This is a genomic window from Actinosynnema sp. NPDC091369 (genome assembly GCF_044757065.1).
Lineage (GTDB): Bacteria > Actinomycetota > Actinomycetes > Mycobacteriales > Pseudonocardiaceae > Actinosynnema.
Window position 1 is genome coordinate 69743 of sequence record NZ_JBIVUG010000006.1, and the last position, 17855, is coordinate 87597.

Annotated in this window: 15 protein-coding genes and 1 pseudogene; 8 read left to right on the forward strand and 8 right to left on the reverse strand. The window is 71.0% G+C overall.

Annotation, left to right across the window (positions count from 1 at the left end; all coding sequences use genetic code 11):
• Positions 1-71: 71 nt before the first annotated feature.
• From ACIQMJ_RS23410 to ACIQMJ_RS23420, 3 genes and pseudogenes are all read left to right on the forward strand, one after another.
• A pseudogene (locus ACIQMJ_RS23410) lies at positions 72-323 on the forward strand (2Fe-2S iron-sulfur cluster-binding protein); the annotation flags it as partial.
• A 157-nt stretch (positions 324-480) separates the two neighbouring features.
• Positions 481-2772 (forward strand): formate dehydrogenase subunit alpha, encoded by a 2292-nt coding sequence (gene fdhF / locus ACIQMJ_RS23415; RefSeq protein WP_499763137.1) that lies wholly within the window; start codon positions 481-483, stop codon positions 2770-2772.
• A gap of 1 nt (position 2773) precedes the next feature.
• On the forward strand, positions 2774-2989 hold the full coding sequence (locus ACIQMJ_RS23420; protein WP_499763138.1) for a formate dehydrogenase subunit delta: 216 nt from the start codon (positions 2774-2776) through the stop codon (positions 2987-2989).
• A 24-nt stretch (positions 2990-3013) separates the two neighbouring features.
• Here ACIQMJ_RS23420 and ACIQMJ_RS23425 read toward each other — a convergent pair whose 3' ends face one another.
• The 3 genes from ACIQMJ_RS23425 to ACIQMJ_RS23435 all read right to left on the reverse strand — a co-directional run bounded on the left by ACIQMJ_RS23425 (position 3014) and on the right by ACIQMJ_RS23435 (position 7131).
• Positions 3014-5761, reverse strand: coding sequence for a tetratricopeptide repeat protein (locus ACIQMJ_RS23425; protein WP_499763139.1), 2748 nt, complete (start codon positions 5759-5761; stop codon positions 3014-3016).
• A gap of 342 nt (positions 5762-6103) precedes the next feature.
• A complete protein-coding gene (locus tag ACIQMJ_RS23430; RefSeq protein WP_141978058.1) occupies positions 6104-6280 on the reverse strand; it encodes a DUF397 domain-containing protein in 177 nt (58 codons plus the stop codon).
• Positions 6277-7131: a helix-turn-helix domain-containing protein gene (locus tag ACIQMJ_RS23435; protein WP_499763140.1), complete on the reverse strand. Its 855-nt coding sequence runs from the start codon at positions 7129-7131 to the stop codon at positions 6277-6279. Before ACIQMJ_RS23435 ends, ACIQMJ_RS23430 begins: the two co-directional genes overlap by 4 nt.
• A gap of 572 nt (positions 7132-7703) precedes the next feature.
• Between ACIQMJ_RS23435 and ACIQMJ_RS23440 the strand changes: the two genes are divergently transcribed.
• From ACIQMJ_RS23440 to ACIQMJ_RS23455, 4 genes are all read left to right on the forward strand, one after another.
• Complete coding sequence (locus ACIQMJ_RS23440; RefSeq protein ID WP_499763141.1) at positions 7704-8669, forward strand: ATP-binding cassette domain-containing protein; 966 nt, start codon at positions 7704-7706, stop codon at positions 8667-8669.
• Positions 8666-9469 (forward strand): ABC transporter permease, encoded by an 804-nt coding sequence (locus ACIQMJ_RS23445; protein WP_499763142.1) that lies wholly within the window; start codon positions 8666-8668, stop codon positions 9467-9469. Before ACIQMJ_RS23440 ends, ACIQMJ_RS23445 begins: the two co-directional genes overlap by 4 nt.
• Positions 9470-9567: 98 nt before the next feature.
• Positions 9568-10119, forward strand: a complete 552-nt coding sequence (locus ACIQMJ_RS23450) for a hypothetical protein (RefSeq protein WP_499763143.1) — start codon at positions 9568-9570, stop codon at positions 10117-10119.
• The gene (locus tag ACIQMJ_RS23455) at positions 10116-10778 is read left to right on the forward strand and encodes a hypothetical protein (protein WP_499763144.1); all 663 of its coding nucleotides are present in this window, start codon (positions 10116-10118) and stop codon (positions 10776-10778) included. Before ACIQMJ_RS23450 ends, ACIQMJ_RS23455 begins: the two co-directional genes overlap by 4 nt.
• Before the next feature lie 72 nt (positions 10779-10850).
• Here the strand turns inward: ACIQMJ_RS23455 and ACIQMJ_RS23460 are convergent, their stop codons facing one another.
• From ACIQMJ_RS23460 to ACIQMJ_RS23480, 5 genes are all read right to left on the reverse strand, one after another.
• Positions 10851-11177, reverse strand: a complete 327-nt coding sequence (locus ACIQMJ_RS23460) for a hypothetical protein (protein ID WP_366202933.1) — start codon at positions 11175-11177, stop codon at positions 10851-10853.
• 236 nt (positions 11178-11413) lie between these two features.
• The gene (locus ACIQMJ_RS23465) at positions 11414-12187 is read right to left on the reverse strand and encodes a GntR family transcriptional regulator (RefSeq protein WP_499763145.1); all 774 of its coding nucleotides are present in this window, start codon (positions 12185-12187) and stop codon (positions 11414-11416) included.
• Positions 12188-12245: 58 nt separating this feature from the next.
• Entirely contained in the window at positions 12246-13079 is an 834-nt protein-coding gene (locus ACIQMJ_RS23470; protein ID WP_499763146.1) for a glutamate ABC transporter substrate-binding protein, read from the reverse strand.
• 134 nt (positions 13080-13213) lie between these two features.
• Positions 13214-15877, reverse strand: a complete 2664-nt coding sequence (locus ACIQMJ_RS23475; RefSeq protein WP_499763147.1) for a bifunctional acetate--CoA ligase family protein/GNAT family N-acetyltransferase — start codon at positions 15875-15877, stop codon at positions 13214-13216.
• A gap of 2 nt (positions 15878-15879) precedes the next feature.
• Positions 15880-17055, reverse strand: a complete 1176-nt coding sequence (locus ACIQMJ_RS23480) for an acetoin utilization protein AcuC (protein ID WP_499763148.1) — start codon at positions 17053-17055, stop codon at positions 15880-15882.
• Between the two features lie 162 nt (positions 17056-17217).
• Between ACIQMJ_RS23480 and ACIQMJ_RS23485 the strand changes: the two genes are divergently transcribed.
• Positions 17218-17835, forward strand: coding sequence for a DUF3558 family protein (locus ACIQMJ_RS23485; RefSeq protein WP_499763149.1), 618 nt, complete (start codon positions 17218-17220; stop codon positions 17833-17835).
• Positions 17836-17855 lie beyond the last annotated feature (20 nt).

Here is a 17855-nt window from a genome sequence, read left to right on the forward strand (position 1 = left end):
CGACGTCCCCGACCTCGGTGACGGTGGAGGTCGACGGCGTCCCGGTGACCGTGCCCGCCGGCACGTCGGTCATGCGCGCCGCCGCGACCAGCGGCGTCGACATCCCCAGGCTGTGCGCGACGGACAGCCTGGAGGCGTTCGGCTCGTGCCGGCTGTGCCTGGTGGAGATCGACGGCCGGCGCGGCACGCCCGCGTCGTGCACCACGCCGGTGGCGGACGGGATGAAGGTGCGCACGCAGACGCCGAAGCTCGCCAAGCTGCGGCAGGGCGTGGTGGAGCTCTACCTCTCCGACCACCCGCTGGACTGCCTGACCTGCTCGGCCAACGGCGACTGCGAGTTGCAGGACATGTCCGGCGCGGTCGGGTTGCGGCAGGTGCGGTACGGGGTACGGGGGCGAGAACCACCTGTCGCTGGAGAAGGACACCAGCAACCCGTACTTCGACTTCGAGCCGTCCAAGTGCATCTCGTGCTCGCGGTGCGTGCGGGCGTGCGGCGAGGTTCAGGGCACGTTCGCGCTGACCATCCAGGGCTGCGGGTTCGACTCGCAGGTGTCCGCGGGCGGCGTGCCGTTCATGGAGTCCGAGTGCGTGTCGTGCGGCGCGTGCGTGCAGGCGTGCCCGACGGCGACGTTGCAGGAGAAGTCCGTGGTGCAGCTGGGGATGCCCAGCCGGACGGTGCTGACCACGTGCGGCTACTGCGGTGTCGGCTGCTCGTTCAAGGCCGAGCTGCGCGGCGACGAGCTGGTGCGGATGGTGCCGTACAAGGACGGTGGCGCGAACGAGGGTCACTCGTGCGTGAAGGGGCGGTTCGCGCTCGGCTACGCCACGCACCCGGACCGCGTGCTGACGCCCATGGTGCGGGAAAAGATCACCGATCCGTGGCGCGAGGTGTCGTGGGAAGAAGCCATCACGTACACCGCGTCACGGATGCGCGAGATCCAGGCCGCGCACGGCGTCGGCGCGATCGGCGGCATCACGTCCTCGCGGTGCACCAACGAAGAGGTGTACGTGGTGCAGAAGCTCGTGCGGGCCGCGTTCGGGAACAACAACGTCGACACGTGCGCGCGGGTGTGCCACTCCCCCACCGGCTACGGGCTGAAGCAGACGTTCGGCGAGTCCGCGGGCACCCAGGACTTCCGGTCCGTGGCGGCGGCGGACGTGATCGTGGTGATCGGGGCCAACCCCACCGACGGGCACCCGGTGTTCGCGTCACGGATGAAGCGGCGGTTGCGGGAGGGCGCGAAGCTCGTCGTGATCGACCCCCGGCGGATCGACCTGGTGCGCTCGCCGCACGTCCGTGCCACCCACCACCTGCAACTGCGGCCCGGCACCAACGTCGCCGTGGTGAACGCGTTCGCGCACGTCGTCGTGACAGAAGGGCTGGTGGACGCCGACTTCGTGGCCGCGCGCTGCGAGGGCTACGAGGAGTGGGCCGAGTTCATCGCGCGGCCCGAGAACAGCCCCGAGGTGGTCGAGTCGATCACCGGCGTGCCCGCGGCGGAGATCCGGGCGGCGGCCCGGCTCCACGCCACCGGCGGCAACGCGGCGATCTACTACGGGCTCGGCGTGACCGAGCACAGCCAGGGGTCGACCATGGTGATGGGCATGGCGAACCTGGCCATGGCCACCGGCAACGTCGGCCGCGACGGCGTCGGCGTGAACCCGTTGCGCGGGCAGAACAACGTGCAGGGCTCGTGCGACATGGGGTCGTTCCCGCACGAGCTGCCGGGCTACCGGCACGTGTCCGACGACGCCGTGCGCACCGTGTTCGAGCGGGTGTGGGGCCGCAGCATCCTGCCGACGCCCGGCCTGCGCATCCCGAACATGTTCGACTCGGCGATCGCGGGCACGTTCCGGGGCCTGTTCGTGCAGGGCGAGGACATCGCCCAGTCCGACCCCAACACCGCGCACGTGACGGCGGCGCTGACCGCGATGGACCTGGTGGTCGTGCAGGACCTGTTCCTCAACGAGACGTCGAAGTTCGCGCACGTGTTCCTGCCCGGCACGTCGTTCCTGGAGAAGGACGGCACCTTCACCAACGCCGAGCGCCGCATCAACCGCGTGCGGCCCGTGATGGCGCCGAAGACCGGCAAGCACGAGTGGCGGATCGCGTGCGAGCTGGCCGCGGCGCTGGGCTACGACATGCCCTACACCCACCCGCGCGAGATCATGGACGAGATCGCGGCGCTGACCCCGACGTTCGCCGGGGTGTCGTTCGCCGCGCTGGACCGGCTGGGCAGCATCCAGTGGCCGTGCGACGCCGACGCGCCGACCGGCACGCCGACCATGCACGTCGACTCGTTCGTGCGCGGCAAGGGCCGGTTCGTGCCGACGTCGTTCGTGCCGACGAGCGAGCGCACGACCCGCAGGTTCCCGCTGATCCTGACGACCGGGCGGATCCTGAGCCAGTACAACGTCGGCGCGCAGACCCGGCGCACGGCGAACATCGCCTGGCACCCGGAGGACGTGCTGGAGATCCACCCGCACGACGCCGAGGTGCGCGGGATCGGCGACGGCGACACGGTCACGCTGGCCAGCCGGGTCGGGGCGACGTCGCTGCGCGCCGCCCTCTCCGACCGCATGCCGGTCGGCGTCGTCTACACCACGTTCCACCACCCGGTGACCGGGGCGAACGTCGTCACCACGGAGAACTCCGACTGGGCGACCAACTGCCCGGAGTACAAGGTCACCGCCGTCCAGGTGGCCCTGCGCGCCGGAGGCACCGGGTCGGCCGAGGGCGCGGGCGTCCGCGAGCGGGCGGTGGTGGACTGACATGAGCGGCGCCACCCCACCGACGGTCCGCCTGGCGAACGAGATCGCCCGCCAGTTCCACCACCGACCACCGACCCACGCCGCGACCGCCGTCGCCGACCACATCGAGCGCTTCTGGGACCCCCGCATGCGCACCGACCTGCAACACCACGTCCGCACCGCGCCGGAGTCCCTGGACCCGGTGGCCCTGGCGGCGGCCCGGCTGGTCGGCCCGTAACGCCCCGCGGGTGATCGGTACTCGCTACCAGACGCCGGTTACCCCCGACAGCTCGGCTATCCCATCACGCACCATCGCCACGAACGGGTGCGCGTCTCCCAGTGTGCGCACCGCGATCGCCAACACCCCCCGCAGTTCGAGTTCGGCCTCACCCCAACGCCCCTGTTCGGCCATGGCTGCAGCCAGGTGGTAGCGGCTGGACAGGGTATTCACGTGCGAGACCCCGTGCACCCGCGCCGAAAGCTCCGAGACTGCGCGGAACTCGGCCTCCGCCTCCGTTGCTCTTGCCTGGCGGTGCAGCAGCATGCCCAGGCACAGGCGGCTCTCCAGGGTGTCCGGGTGCAGCACTCCGAGTGCGCGCTCCAGCCCGACGATCACAACGCGGTGATGCCCTTCCGCGGCGACCAGGTCACCACGTTGTTCGCTCAGGTGGCCCAACTGGTGCCGGACACGCAGCACCAAGTGGTGCTCGGGTCCGAGTGCGCCTTCACGTGCTGCGAGGACGGCTCGGAACTCGGCCTCGGCGTCGTCGAACCGCTCCAGCGCACGCAGGATCCGGGCCCGGCAGTGACGCGTCTTCAGCGTGTTGGGGTGCGTGGCGCCGAACAGTCGGGCCTGCGCTTCAGCCACCTGCCGGTGCTCGGTCTCCGCAGCCAGGACATCGCCCATCTCATCGAGCAGGTGTCCGAAGTCGTGGCGGACGGCCAGGGTCTGCGGGTGTTCGTGACCGAGCAGTCGGACGTACCGGTCCAGTGCCCTGCGGTGCTCGTCCTCGGCCTCGTCGAACCGCAGTTGCGATCGCAGGAGGCCGGCGAGGAACCACCGGGCGTTCAGCGGGCCCTCGGGGGCGGAACACGCCTTCCGCAGCTCCGCTTCGGCCGCCTCCAGCCGGCCGAGCTGCTGGAGGACTCGTGCGTGGCACACCCGGACTACCTGTGTGTACGTGTCCTCGTCACCTCGATGCTCGACACTGGTCTCCAGCACTTCCCGATGCTCATCCGCCGCTTCGGCCAAGCGGCCCCTGTCCCACAGCAGGTGTCCGAGCCTGTGCTTCGCTTCAAGCGTGTGCATGTCCGTGGATCCGAGCACCCTTCTGCGTTCGGCCACCACGTCCCGGAGTTCGGCTTCCGCTTCTTCCGCCCGGTCGAGGGCGAGCAGGATCTCGGCCAGGCACGCGCGGACATCGAGGATGTGCGAGGCGTCCACGGCCGACTTCACGAGATCCTGGAGCAGGGCACGGTGCTCAGTCTCCGCGAGGGCCAACTCGCCCCTGTTCCACCGGAGATCCGCCGAAGAGTGACGAACCGCGAGCGTGCTCTCGCTGTCCGGCCCCATCCTCCGCAGGCATCGGGCGATGGCTCGGTCGTAGAGCGCCTCGGACACGGTGTAGAGGCCGACCGCTCGGGCGTACTCCGCCCCGTGGTAGAGCACGACCGCCGTCGCTTCTTCGAGCTCGGCGTCGTCACTCTCACTGAGGACGTCCAAGTGCGGCAGCACCGACCGCCACAGGGGCCAGGTCTCCAGGTCTCGTCCCGGCGAGTCCTTGGTCGCGCTGCACAGCAAGCGTGCGACCAGGTCGGTGTACAGCCCGTAATTGTCCTCGAAGTCCGGCTGGTGGCGGTTGGCGCTGCGGATCACCGGGTGGACGACGACGTTCGACTCGACCACGTCGAGCAGGCCAACGTCCTGGAGGGCCTTCAGCAGCACGGACAGCTGGGGCGGGGTGACGGCCGGGAGCAGGTCGGATTCGGCCATGACGGCGGCGTCCAGGGTGAACGCCGGCACGGGGGCTTCGGCGAAGGTCGAGATCAGGCGCAGGAGCTGCCGGGTCTGCGGTTGGCCGCGCTCGGCCAGCAGGTCCATCGACATCTCCCACGTCCGGCTCAGGGACTCCCTCGGGGAGGCGGACTCGCCCTCGGTCAGTTCGGTGAACCTCTCGTCCCAGCGCTCCAGGTATGCCTTGAAGGTGGTCGGCGGTTCCAGGCCCGGCAGGACCAGCGCGTCCTTGGCCACGGCCAGGTAGCGGCCGGCCAGGCGCAGGGCCAGCGGGAGGCCGCCCAGGCGTCGAGCCAACGCCGCGGCGTCCTGCGAGGTGCCCGCGGCGACCAGGTCGAGCAGTACCTGCGCACCGTCTTCGGGGTCGAGTTGGCGCACGTGGTGCACCCTGGCGGCGGGCGGCCAGCCCGTGGCGGCGCGGCTGGTCACGAGGATCGAGCCGGTCGACTTCGGCGACCTCAGCCAGCCGTTGCCGTCGGCCACCCGGTGGTTGGTCGCGGCCAGGACGTCCGGGTCGTCGGCGTTGTCGAGCACCAGCACCCACGGGTCCGCCTGGTGGTCGAGGTTGCGCCACAGCAGCTCGATCGCCGAGCCTCCCCGGCCCGCCCACGCCTCCTGCACCTCGTGCGAGTCGGCGCCGGCCTGCAACGCCACCTCCGCCAGGCCGGCCAGCAGGCTGTCCCGCGACGAGGCGTCCACCCACCACACCCTCGGCAGGCCGCGGGCCACGTCGAGGGCGACGGTGGTCTTGCCGAAGCCGCCGGCCGCGGCCAGGACCGCGATCGAGCAGCCCAGGTCGCCGGCCAGCTGAGCGACGAGCCCGGTCCTGCCGCGCACCTTGTGGTTGAGGCGGCCCAGCGGCGGGACCACCGACGTGCCCGAGGTGATCGGGGCGGGGACGGCACCGTAGTAGTGGTTGGTCGTGTGGTTGATGTCGCGCAGGGCCTGTTCGGTGGTACCACCGAACGCCGCCTCCGCCCGCTGGATGCCTGGCACCGTCCTGCTATATCACCGCCTGCGGCCCGCTGGTCCCGCATTTCAGCGGATTCGCTCGACCGGCCGGCCACGAGGAGGAACGCGACCTCACACCTCCGTGTCCACTGTGGATGCTCCGGCCACGTTCGCGCGCCGGCGTCCGCCGATGATGCACCCAAGACCCGAGGGTGCTTCACATTGCCCTGCGTCGACGTGGCATGGCGGGGCGCTCGACCACGATCACTCGACCGGGCGCCCTGTCGGACGCCGGGTCGCCGCCGGTCGACGGCCGCCGGTCGTCCGTGCCGTCGCCGCCGCCCGCGGTGCTTCGGTGACCGGGGCGGACGGCGGGTCGGCGGCCGGTCAGGCTTGCCGGAGGGCGGTGAGGAACGCCCGGAATGGACGCTCCCCAAAGGTCAGTCTTGGTCCAGGTCGTTTGCTGTCCCTGACGCTGGTCGTGCTCCGTCCCACGGCCAGCTCGACGCAGTTGTTCCCCGCGCCGGAGTAGGTGCTCTTGCGCCACGCCTTGTCGTTGTTCATGTGTCCTTCATTGCGGTTGCCAGTTTTCTGATCAACGAGGCCGACTCCTTGGGCGACAGGGCGACCTCGCTCACCATTTCCTCGAAGTGCAGCAGGTACTTCTGCACGTCGGCGCGATTGTCCACCCACTTGCCACCGCCCGCGTACTCCAGGTACACGGCCGAAGGATCGCTGTCCTCGAAGCGGAGTGCGGTGGCGCCACCACCCGACATGGTTCCGTGAGCACCGGCGCCGAACGGAACCACTTGGATGGTGATGTTGTCCTGCTTCCCCTTCTCGAGCAAATGCGACAACTGCTCGCGCATGACGGTCGGGCCTCCGACGATTCGGTGCAGCGCGGCCTCGTCGATCACCGCGTGCAGCACTAAGCCGGGCAGTCGGCGCTGCCGGTTCGCCAGCGCCGCCGTCACCTGCTCCACCGAGACCGACGAGTCCATGAAACGCTGCCCCGCGAGCCGGATCGCGGCCGCGTAGGCGGGCGTCTGGAGCAGGCCCGGTATGACGATCATCTCGATCGTGCGCACCTCCGTCGCGTCGGCCTCCTGCCGGGCGTAGGTCCGGGCTTCGGGGGTGAACGCGGCCGCGTACACCAGGCGGGTCCCGTCCTGCTTCGCGTCCTCCCACAGCGCTTCCGCCTCACGCCGTTCGACATCGGTCGCTCCGTAGAGCGCGAGCAGCGCGCTCAGTTCGGTCCAACTGGGACTGATGTATCCGTTCTCCATCCGCGACAGCGTCGACTGCGTCTTCCGCGTCAGCGCGTGGTAGTCGATCTCGGTCTTGCCCGCCCGCTTGCGCAAAGCGTTGAGGAACTGCCCCAGCTTGCGCTTGCGTCGGGTTTGGACGGCTGCCATGCGGATCTCTCCTCGCTGGAAAAGAACTGCGAACACCCTAGTGCGGTTCCGCAGCCCGCTCGCTTTCACTCGATCGAGCGTCTAAAAGGTGCATATTCGCCCTTTCACCCATCACCTGCCGTCGGTCGTCCCGCCGGCGGCGGCGGGCACCGCGGGACGTGCCGACGAACCGGACGAGTGGTCAGCGCGGACCCCAAGCCTGGTCACCCCTACATCTCGCAGGTCCGACGGCACAACGTCAAGGGGTTCCAGGTCGCCGGTGGCACGGATGCCGACCTCACCGCGCCCCGCGGGCGGTTGTGCGGAGACCCACACGAACGGGTGATTTCCGCTCGCGGCAGGACGGTCCGCCACCCCACGACCACCGGATCGAGTTCATCACAAGCGCGCAACAACCGGAGATGTTTGCGAGCTCAACAGAATTGCGCGGACGCACGCACCGGCGCACGCGCGGCACGGCCGCCGGCCGCACAGTCCACAAGGCTCACTTCCGCGCCGATTCCCGGACCGGCGGCACGCGAGGTCGCGTAAACCACCTGAAATTGTCGGACCCGGGGTCCATCATGGCCCGCATGGCAGACGCAATCGTGGCCGAAGGGCTGGTCAAGCGCTACGGGTCGGTGGTCGCCCTCGACGGCCTCGACCTCGTGGTGCCGGAAGGGACCGTCATGGGGCTGCTCGGGCCGAACGGCGCGGGCAAGACCACGACGGTGCGCGTGCTCACCACGCTGTTGGAGCACGACGAGGGCAAGGCGACCGTCACCGGCCTGGACGTCGTCGCCGACGCCAAGGAGCTGCGCCGCCGGATCGGGCTGTCCGGCCAGTACGCGGCGGTGGACGAGAACCTGACCGGGTTCGAGAACCTGGACATGGTCGGCCGGCTGTACCACCTCGGCAAGCAGCGCAGCCGGGAACGGGCGCGCGAGCTGCTGGAGCGGTTCGACCTCGTGGAGGCGGCCGACCGGCCGGTGAAGGGCTACTCGGGCGGCATGCGCCGCCGGCTCGACCTGGCGGGCGCGCTGGTGGCCAAGCCGCAGGTGCTGTTCCTCGACGAGCCGACCACGGGCCTGGACCCGCGCAGCAGGCTGGGCATGTGGGACGTGATCGCCGAACTCGTGGCGGGCGGCACGACCCTGCTGCTCACCACCCAGTACCTGGAGGAGGCCGACCGGCTCGCCGACCGGATCGCGGTCATCGACCACGGCCGCGTCATCGCGCTGGGCACGGCCGACGAGCTGAAGGACCAGGTCGGCGGCGAACGGCTGGAGCTGACCGTCGCGTCGGCGCAGGACGCGGCGACCGCCAAGGCGGCGCTGACGCCGCTGGCGATCGCGGAGATCGCGCTGGACGACCGCGGGCACCGGCTGACCGTGCCGGTGTCGGGCGGCGCGGAGGTGCTGGTGGACGGCGTCCGCAGGCTCGACGCCGAGTCGGTCAAGGTGCTCGACATCGGCCTGCGCAGGCCGACGCTGGACGACGTGTTCCTCGCGCTGACGGGACACGCCGCCGAGGAGAAGCAGGGGGAGCGGGGAGCATGAGCGCGTTCACGCAGGCGTTGGGCGACGGCGCGGTGGTCGCCAAGCGCAACCTGATCAAGATCAAGCGGGTCCCGGACCTGATCGTGTTCTCGACGTTGTCGCCGATCATGTTCGTGCTGCTCTTCGCGTACGTGTTCGGCGGCTCGATCGCCATCCCGGGCATGGACTACCGCGAGTTCCTGATGGCGGGCATCTTCGCCCAGACCGTGGTGTTCGGCGCGACGATCACCGGCAGCGGGCTGGCCGAGGACATCCAGAAGGGCGTGATCGACCGGTTCCGGTCGCTGCCGATGGCGCGGTCGGCCGTGCTGATCGGGCGCACCACCAGCGACCTGGCGAACAACGTGATCGTCATCCTGGTGATGTCGGTGACCGGCCTGATCGTCGGCTGGCGGATCCACTCCTCGCCGCTGGAGGCGCTGGCCGGGTTCGCCCTGCTGCTGCTGTTCGCCTACGCGGTGTCGTGGGGCATGGCGATCGTCGGCCTGATGGTGCGCAGCCCCGAAGTGTTCAACAACGCCTCGTTCATCGCGATCTTCCCGCTGACGTTCATCGCGAACACGTTCGTGCAGGAGAGCAACCTGCCCGGCCCGCTCAAGACGTTCGCGGAGTGGAACCCGGTGTCGGCGGTGACGGCCGCGGCGCGCCAGTTGTTCGGCAACACCAACCCGCTGGCCCCGGCGGCGGACGTGTGGCCGTTGCAGCACCCCGTGCTGATGACGTTGATCTGGGTGGTCGTGTTCCTGCTGATCTTCGTGCCGCTGGCGATCCGGCAGTACCGCAAGGCGGTGGCGCGCTAGGCCGGGTGCCGTAACGTTCGCTTTGTCAAGAGCCGAACAGGTTTCGGATCGGCGGGACGACGGGTAGCCGGTGGACAACAGAGCCCGAGGAGGCGCAGATGTCCACCGGTACCACCATCGGCGTGATCGTCGTCGTGCTGGTCGTACTGGCCGCGATCGCGGTGCTGCTGAAGTTCCTGATGCAGCGCAAGAGGTTGCGCTCGAAGTTCGGTCCCGAGTACGAGCGCGCCTTGGAGCGCAACGGCAGCCGCATGGCGGCGGAACGCGAACTCGCGGAACGGGAGCGGGAGCACGCGAAGCTCGAACTCCGCACGCTCGACCCCACGACGCGCGACAACTACGCCCGCACCTGGACCCGCGTCCAGGAGCAGTTCGTCGACGAGCCGACCCAGGCCGTCGGCCAGGCGGACCACCTGGTCACCGACCTGATGGCGGAGCGCGGCTACCCCACCGAGGGGTACGAGCGGCGCGAGAAGCTGCTGTCCGTCGAGCACGCCCGCACGCTCGACCACTACCGGCAGGCCCACGCGATCGTCGAGCGCCAGGAGCGCGGCGAGGCGAGCACCGAGGACCTGCGCACCGCGATGGTCCACTACCGCACCGTGTTCGAGGACCTGCTGGGCGACCACCGGGAAGGGGCGCGGTCATGACCGAGCACCGTCAGCACCTCACCACCGAGGACTTCGCCGAGCGCACGCCGGTCGACCGCGAGCCGGTCGAGCAGACCCCGGCCGACCACGACGTGGCGGAGCCGAACCTGACCGACCAGGAGCGCTTCGACCGGGAGGCGACGCCGGACGACGAGCGCGCCGCGCACCACGAGCCGACCTCGCACCAGCCCGACGGCCACTCCGAGCCCGGCTTCCACGACTCCGGCTTCCACGACTCCGGCTTCCACGACTCCGGGTACCGCGAGCCCGAGCACGAACTGGGCACCAAGCACGACGTGCAGACCGGGCACGACGTCCAGGCCGGGCACGACGTGGAAACCGGGCAGGACGGGCCGGTGGAGCCGTCCGCGGTCGACACGACGGCCGGCGACGCCCCGCTGTTCACCCCGGACGACGCGGCCGACTACCAGGCCGAGTGGCGCGCGTTGCAGGCCGACTTCGTGGACGACCCGCGCGAGGCCGTGCAGCGGGCCGACGAGCTGGTCGCCCAGGTGATGCAGACGCTGGCCACCACGTTCAACGAGCACAAGCACGCGCTCGAGGAGCAGTGGCAGCGGGGCGACGAGGTGCAGACCGAGGAGCTGCGCCAGGCGCTCAAGCGCTACCGCACGTTCTTCGACCGACTGCTGTCCGTCTGACCGCCGCCGAGTGGGGACTCCCCGTTGTGCGTCTGGCGACCCAGGTGCACAACGGGTGAACCACGTCGGGGGTCACCCGGGCAGCTCCCGGATCTCCATCTCCAGCACGTCGATCTCGTCGCTGATCGCCTCGTCCAGCATCCGGTCGAGCAGCTCGGAGCAGTCCGACGAGCCGACGCCGAACCGGGGCACCTGCTCCCACCACACCGCCGGGTTGTTCCAGAACGAGCCGGAACCCTGGTCGACGCCTTCGAGGCAGCGCAGCCGCGAGTCGTCGTCCGGCAGTCGGCGGACGTAGTCGATGAACCGGGCCAGCGCGTCCGGGTCGACCACCGGCACCGCGCCGTACCCGCGCAGGCAGTCCTCGAGCTCCGTCAGGAACTCCTCTTTGAACGTCACGGCGCCACCCCCGCTTCCCCCGCGACCGTGCGGGTGAGGAGGACTCACGTCCCAGGGCAACCACGGTACATCCGCCGGGGCGCGCTCAACTTCGTGCCAATGGGCGGTTCCAGGGCAAGATTCGCTAACGTTCGGCCGCCCGCCGGCCCCGCGACCGCCGTAAACCGGCCGGACGTCCACAGTGGACTGTGGAAATCGCGAAGGCTCGTGCCCCGACGGTGACCGTTACGTGACCTTCACTCGGCCCGCAGCCGCGCCATGAAGCTGAACCGGTCGCCCCGGTAGAGCGAGCGGACCCGCTCGATCGGCTCGCCAACGTTGTCATGGGACACGCGGTGCAGCAGCAGCATCGGCTGCGCCGGGTTCGTGCCGATCAGCAACGCCTCGCGCGGCGTCGCCAGCACCGTCTCCACCCGCTCCTCGGCCTCGGCGAACACCACGCCCAGCCGGTCGGTCAGGCACGCGTACAGCGACGTGGTCGGGTCGAAGACCTCCAGCAACGTCGGAAAGCGCGCCGCGGACAGGTAGGTCGACTCCAGCCCCACCCGCTCGCCGTCGGCCAGCAGCACGCGTTCCAGGTGGACCACCGGGTCGCCGCGCTCGACCCGCAGGTCCCGGGCGAGCACGTCGTCCGCGGGCAGGTGCTCGACGGTGATCACGCCCCGCGCCGGGTCCACGCCCTGCCGGCGCATGCCCTCGGTGTAGCTGAGCAGCGACAGCGGCTGCACCAGCTTCGGGGGCGCGACGTAGGTCCCGCTGCCCTGGCGGCGTTGCAGCTTGCCTTCGAGCACCAGTTCCCCGACGGCCTGCCGCAGCGTCACCCGCGACACCGAGAACCGCTCGGCCAGGTCCCGCTCCGACGGCAGCGCCGTGCCCTCGCCGAGCGCGTCGACGAGCCACAGCAGTTCGGTCTTCACCGCGTAGTAGCGGGGGATGCGGCCGTGTTCGGGGATACCGGCGCGGACCGGCCCGTCCGCGCGGTACTGGGGTACGTAATGCGAGGCATGCACACAGGGAGCGTACGGGGCGGTTCGGGCCGGTCAGACCGCTAACGGGGTGGGTCGCAGATCACGGCGCGAGCTCGGGCGGGTCCGGGATGGCGTAACCGGACGCGCCCACGTTGGCCTCCAGCGACCTGCGCCATTCGCCGGTGTCGATCATCTTCCGGACGGCCGCGGTCACCTTCGCCTTGCTGGTCGGGTCGCCCTTGCGCAGGCCGATGCCGTACTCCTCCTTGCTGAACGGCCGGTTGACCACGCGCAGCAGCTCCGGGTTCTGCGCGGCGTAGCCCGCGAGGATCACGTCGTCGGTCGTCATGGCGTCCACCTGCTCGGCCAGCAGCGCGGTGACGCAGTCGCTGAAGTTGGGGTACTCCACCAGGGTCACCGACTGGGCGAACTGGTCCTTCACGTGCTGCGCGGAGGTGGTGTTGGCCACCGAGCACAGCTTCAGGTTGCCGGAGTTGAGCGATTCGGGTCCGGTGATCCGCTCGTCGGACAGCCGGACCAGCAGGTCCTGCCCGGCCACGAAGTACGGGCCGACGAAGTCGATGACCTCCTTGCGCTTGTCGGTGATCGAGTAGCTGGACACGACGAGGTCCACGGCGCCGCTGGTGAGCAGCGTCTCGCGTTCCGACGGCGTGGCCTCGGTGAACTTGATCCGCGCTTCCTCGACCCCCAGTTCCTTCGCGACGTAGCGGGCCACGTCGATGTCGAAGCCGCGGTACGTGCCGTCCAGGCGGCGCACACCCAACCCCGGCTGGTCGTACGCCACGGCGATGGTCAGCTCGTCGGAGCTGTCCGCCCTGCCGACGACGGTCGTGTCGTCACCGGTGGAGCACGACGCGAGGACAAGCGCGGCGCAACACGCCGCAACGAGGGCGCGCAACGGTGCCAGAGCCATTCTTCCCCTTTTCGGGAGCTTCCTCGGGTTGCCGGAAACCTAAGCGGCTCAACGGAGTTAATCCAGAGCCGCGGGGAAGATCGGGACACCTGATCGGTCAAGCGCAACGGTTGCGCATCAAGACCGCGACCGCGCTAACGGGCCCCGCCGGGGGAACGCAGCCGCCTGGGACCGGTGTCATGCCTCGACGGCGGCGGTCCCAGCGTGACCCGGGCGCTGCTGACGTACGCGCCCGCGGCGCTGGCCAGCACGGGTTCCAGCGACAGCTCCCGCACCTCGGGCAGGTCCTCGGCGAGCGCGGCGAGCCGCAGCACCAGGTCCTGCAACGCGGACAGGTCCGCGGGCTCGTCACCCCGGTACCCGGCCAGCAGCGGCGCGGCCTTGGGCGCGCGCACCAGCGCCGCCGCGTCCGCGTCGGTCAGCGGCACGGCCCGGTAGGCCCGGTCCCCCAGCAGGTCGCTGACCAGACCCGACAGCCCGAACGACACCAGCGTGCCGAACGACGGGTCGTCCTGGAGCCCGAGGACGCACGAGATGCCCTTGGGCGCCATGCGCTGCACGTAGACGTCCGGCCGGTCCGACATCCCGGCCAGCATCGCGTACGCCGTGCGCACGGCCTCCTCGCCGGACAGGTCGAGCCGCACGCCCACCAGGTCGGTGCGGTGCCGCAACCGGTCGTCGGTGGACTTCATCGCCACCGGGTAGCCCAACTCCCCCGCCGCGCGCACCGCGTCGTCCGCCGACGTCACCACCCGGAACGGCACGACCCGCACCCCGTAGCACGCGAGCAGACGCACGGCGGTGTCGTCGTCCAGCAGCCGTTCGCCGTCGAGCCGCTGCGCCGCCACGAGGGCGTGCGCGGCCTCGGTGTCGATGCCTTCGGGCCGGACGAACGTTCCCTGGGGCGCGGACCGCCACCGCGCGTAACGCGTCACACGCGCCAACGAGAGCACAGCGCGCTCCGGCGACGGATAAGAAGGAACGGAACCCCGTCCGGGCGCGCCGCCGGGACCTGGCACCGCCAGCTCGGCCGGCACGCCCTCCACCGCCAGGAACGTCGACGCGATCGGCTTGGTACGCCCGCCCTGCTCCACCACCTCGGCCAACGCGCGCGCGAACGACGTGCCCGGCACCGCCAGCGGCGGCACGAACACGACCACCAGCGCGTCCGCGTCCGGGTTCTCCAACGCCTCCTTCACCGCCGCGGCGAACGCCTCGGGCCCGGCCTGCGCGCCCACGTCCACCGGGTCGCAGGCCAGCTCCAGGCCGTGGGCCAGCGCGGTGTCCGCGGCCAGCAGCCCGATCGCGGTCGAGTTGCCGACCACGGCGACGCGCGGCCCGGCGGGCAGCGGCTGGTGCGCCAGCAGCAGCGCGGTGTCGAACAGCTGCGCCAGCGACTCCACCCGGATCACGCCGGCCTGCTCGAACAACGCCTGCACGCTCGACTCGTCCACCGGCACGGACGTCGCCGCCAGCGCGGGCGTCACCGCGTGGCGGCCCGACTTCACCGCCACGATCGGCTTGGTGCGGCCGAGCCGGCGGGCCAGCCGGGCGAACTTGCGCGGGTTGCCGAACGACTCCAGGTACAGCAGCACCACGTCGGTGGCCGGGTCGGTCTCCCAGTACTGGAGCAGGTCGTTGCCGGAGACGTCCGAGCGGTTGCCCGCGGAGACGAACGTGGACAGGCCGAGGCCGCGTTCGGCGGCGGTGGCCAGGATCGCGGTGCCCAGCGCGCCGGACTGGCAGAAGAAGCCTGTGCGACCGCGGGCCGGGAGCTGCGGCGCGAGGGTGGCGTTCAGGCGCACGCCCGCGTCGGTGTTGAGCACGCCCAGCGCGTTCGGGCCGACCACCCGCATGCCGTGCGCGCGGGCCTCGGCGGCCAGCCTGCGTTCCGCGCTCAGCCCGCCCGGACCGGTCTCGCCGAACCCGGACGTGACCACGACCAGGGCTTTCACGCCCTTGGCCAGGCAGGCGTCCATCACCTCGTCCACGCCCGCGGCGGGCACCGCGACCACGGCGAGGTCCACGTCGTCGGGGATCTCCAGCACCGACGGGTAGGCCCGCACCCCGCGCACCGACCGGTGCTCGGCGTTGACCGGGTACACCGGCCCGGCGAAGTCGGCGGCGAGCAGGTGCGTCAGCACCGCGTGCCCGATCTTGGTGCGGTCGGTGGACGCGCCGATCACCGCGACCGACCTCGGGTGCAGCAGGTTGTGCACGCTGCGCGCCTCGGCGGCCTGCTCGCGGGCTCGGGCCACCTCCACCGACTCCTCGGTCGGGTCGATGTCGAACTCCAGGTGCACCACGCCCTCCTCGAACGCGCGGCTCACGCCGTAGCCCGCGTCCCGGAAGATCCGCACCATCTGGCCGTTCTCGGCGAGCACCTCGGCGGTGAACCGGCTCAGCCCGCGTTCCCGGGCGGCGGCGGCGAGGTGCTCCAGCAGGATGGAGCCGAGGCCCCGGCCCTGGTGGGCGTCCTCGACCACGAACGCGACCTCCGCCGAGCTGCCCTCGCCGAGGCGGTCGTAGCGGCCGACGGCCACGATGTCGTCGCCGAGCAGCGCGGTGAACGCGACCCGGTCGGCGTGGTCGACCGTGCTGAAGCGTTCGAGGTCCCGCTTGGGCATGCGCGGGTAGGGGCCGAAGTAGCGGTAGTAGCGGGTCCGCTCGGACAACCGGCCGTGGAACGCGAGCAGCTTCTCCGCGTCGTCGGGCGTGATCGGGCGCAGGTGGACCGTGCCGCCGTCGCTGAGCACGACGTCAGCCTCCCAGTGCCTCGGGTAGTCGAACGGGTCCACGCTCAGTCCCTCGGGTCGTCGGGGTCCAGGCCGTGCAGCGGGAACAGCGCCCGGCGGGTCTGGCTCACGGCCAGGTCGACCGGGGTGTCCAGCTCGCCGCCCCACGGCTCGAACGCGGTGTCGGAGTCGTCGGTCATCGACGACGGCAGCGGCCAGTTCGGCGCGAGGGTGGAGGCGTGGGCGACCCAGTCGGCTGGCAGCGCCGCCTTCGGGTCCACGTCCCGGTCCAGCACGGTGGCCAGCAGGTGCGTCCAGCTGCGCGGCACGACGCGCAGCAGCTCGTACCCACCGCCGCCCAGCGCCAACCAGCGGCCGTGCGCGGTCTCCTCGGCCAGCTCGCGCAGCCGGCGGTAGATCGCGCGGTGCCCGTCCACGGTGAGCGCGAGGTCGGCCAGCGGGTCCTCGCGGTGCGTGTCCACGCCGCACTGCGTGACCAGCAGCTGCGGCCGGAACGCCCGCAGCAGGGACGGGACGGTCGCGTCGAACGCGCGCAGCCACGCCCCGTCGCCGGTGCCGGGCGGCAGGGCCAGGTTCACGCTGGTGCCCTCCGCGCCCGGGCCACCCACCTCGGCGGGCCGTCCCGTGCCGGGCCACAGGCTCATCGGGTTCTGGTGGACCGACACCGTGAGCACGCGCGGGTCGTCGTAGAACGCGGCCTGCACGCCGTCGCCGTGGTGCACGTCGGTGTCGACGTAGGCGATCCGGTCGAAGCCGTGGTCCAGCAGCCACGAGATGGCCACCGCGCAGTCGTTGTAGACGCAGAACCCGGCCGCGTGGTCGCGCATGGCGTGGTGCAGCCCGCCCGCGATGTTCACCGCCCGGTCCGCCTCCCCCGCCGCGATGCGCCGCGCCGCGGCCAGCGAACCGCCCACGACCAGCGCGGACGCCTCGTGCATGCGGGCGAACACCGGGTTGTCGGCGGTGCCCAGGCCGTGGCCGACGTCCCAGCCCGCCATCGGCGCGGCCTGCACGGCGTTGAGGTAGGACGGCTCGTGGACGAGTTCGATCTCCGCGTCGGTCGCCGGGTCGGGCGCGATGAGCTCCACGCCGTCCAGCACGCCCAGCGCGGTCGCCAGCCGGACGGTCAGGTCCAGTCGCACGGGGTTGAGCGGGTGGTCCCCGCCCAGGTCGTAGCCGAGGAAGGACTCGTCCCAGACGACGGCGGCAGCCTTACCCATGTCGGCAACCTAACCCACCCGGCGGCCGGTGGTGTGATCACAGCTTGGTCGACCCGGGCGTGCGGACCGGCCGGGTGGACTTAGAGTCTGCCGAGACGAGGCGGGCCAGATTGCGGCCATCGAGGATGGAACCCCGCGCGTCGGAACGGGGTCAGAGAAGACATGCACCTGCGACGAGTCCCCGCCCTGACCACTGTGCTGGCCTTGGCGCTCACGCTCGGCCTGTCGGCCTGCGCCACCAAGGTCGTCGGCAGCCCGGTCGCCGCGGCGGGCGGGTCGACCGGTGAGAAGACCGCGTCCGGCAAGCCGTCCTCGACCAAGACCTCCTCGCCGAAGGCGTCGACGAAGGAGAGCGCGCCGAAGACGACCGAGGGCGACAAGCCGTCCGGCGACGTCAAGATCACCACGAAGAAGAAGACCGAGGGCTACGAGGACTGCGACATCCTCACGCCCGAGGAGGTCGCGGCGGCCGTCGGCGCGGCCAAGGGCGGCGAGAAGGGCTGCGTGCAGAGCACCGAGGACCCGTTCTCGGTCGTGCTGTTCATGGTCACGTTCGCCGAGTACGAGGGCGAGGCCCGGACCATCGAGGTCGGCGGCAACACCGCGTACGAGGTGAAGGAGAAGGGCGGCGACTGCACGGTGCTGGTCATGCTGACCGACGACCCGGACGAGATCACGCCCGCGTTCCAGGCCACCGTGACGCCGATCGACGAGATCAACCCGTGCGAGATCGCGCTGAAGCTCGCGACAAAAGCCTTCGAGAAGATCCCCAACGCTTGAGTTGACGTGCGGGAACGGCC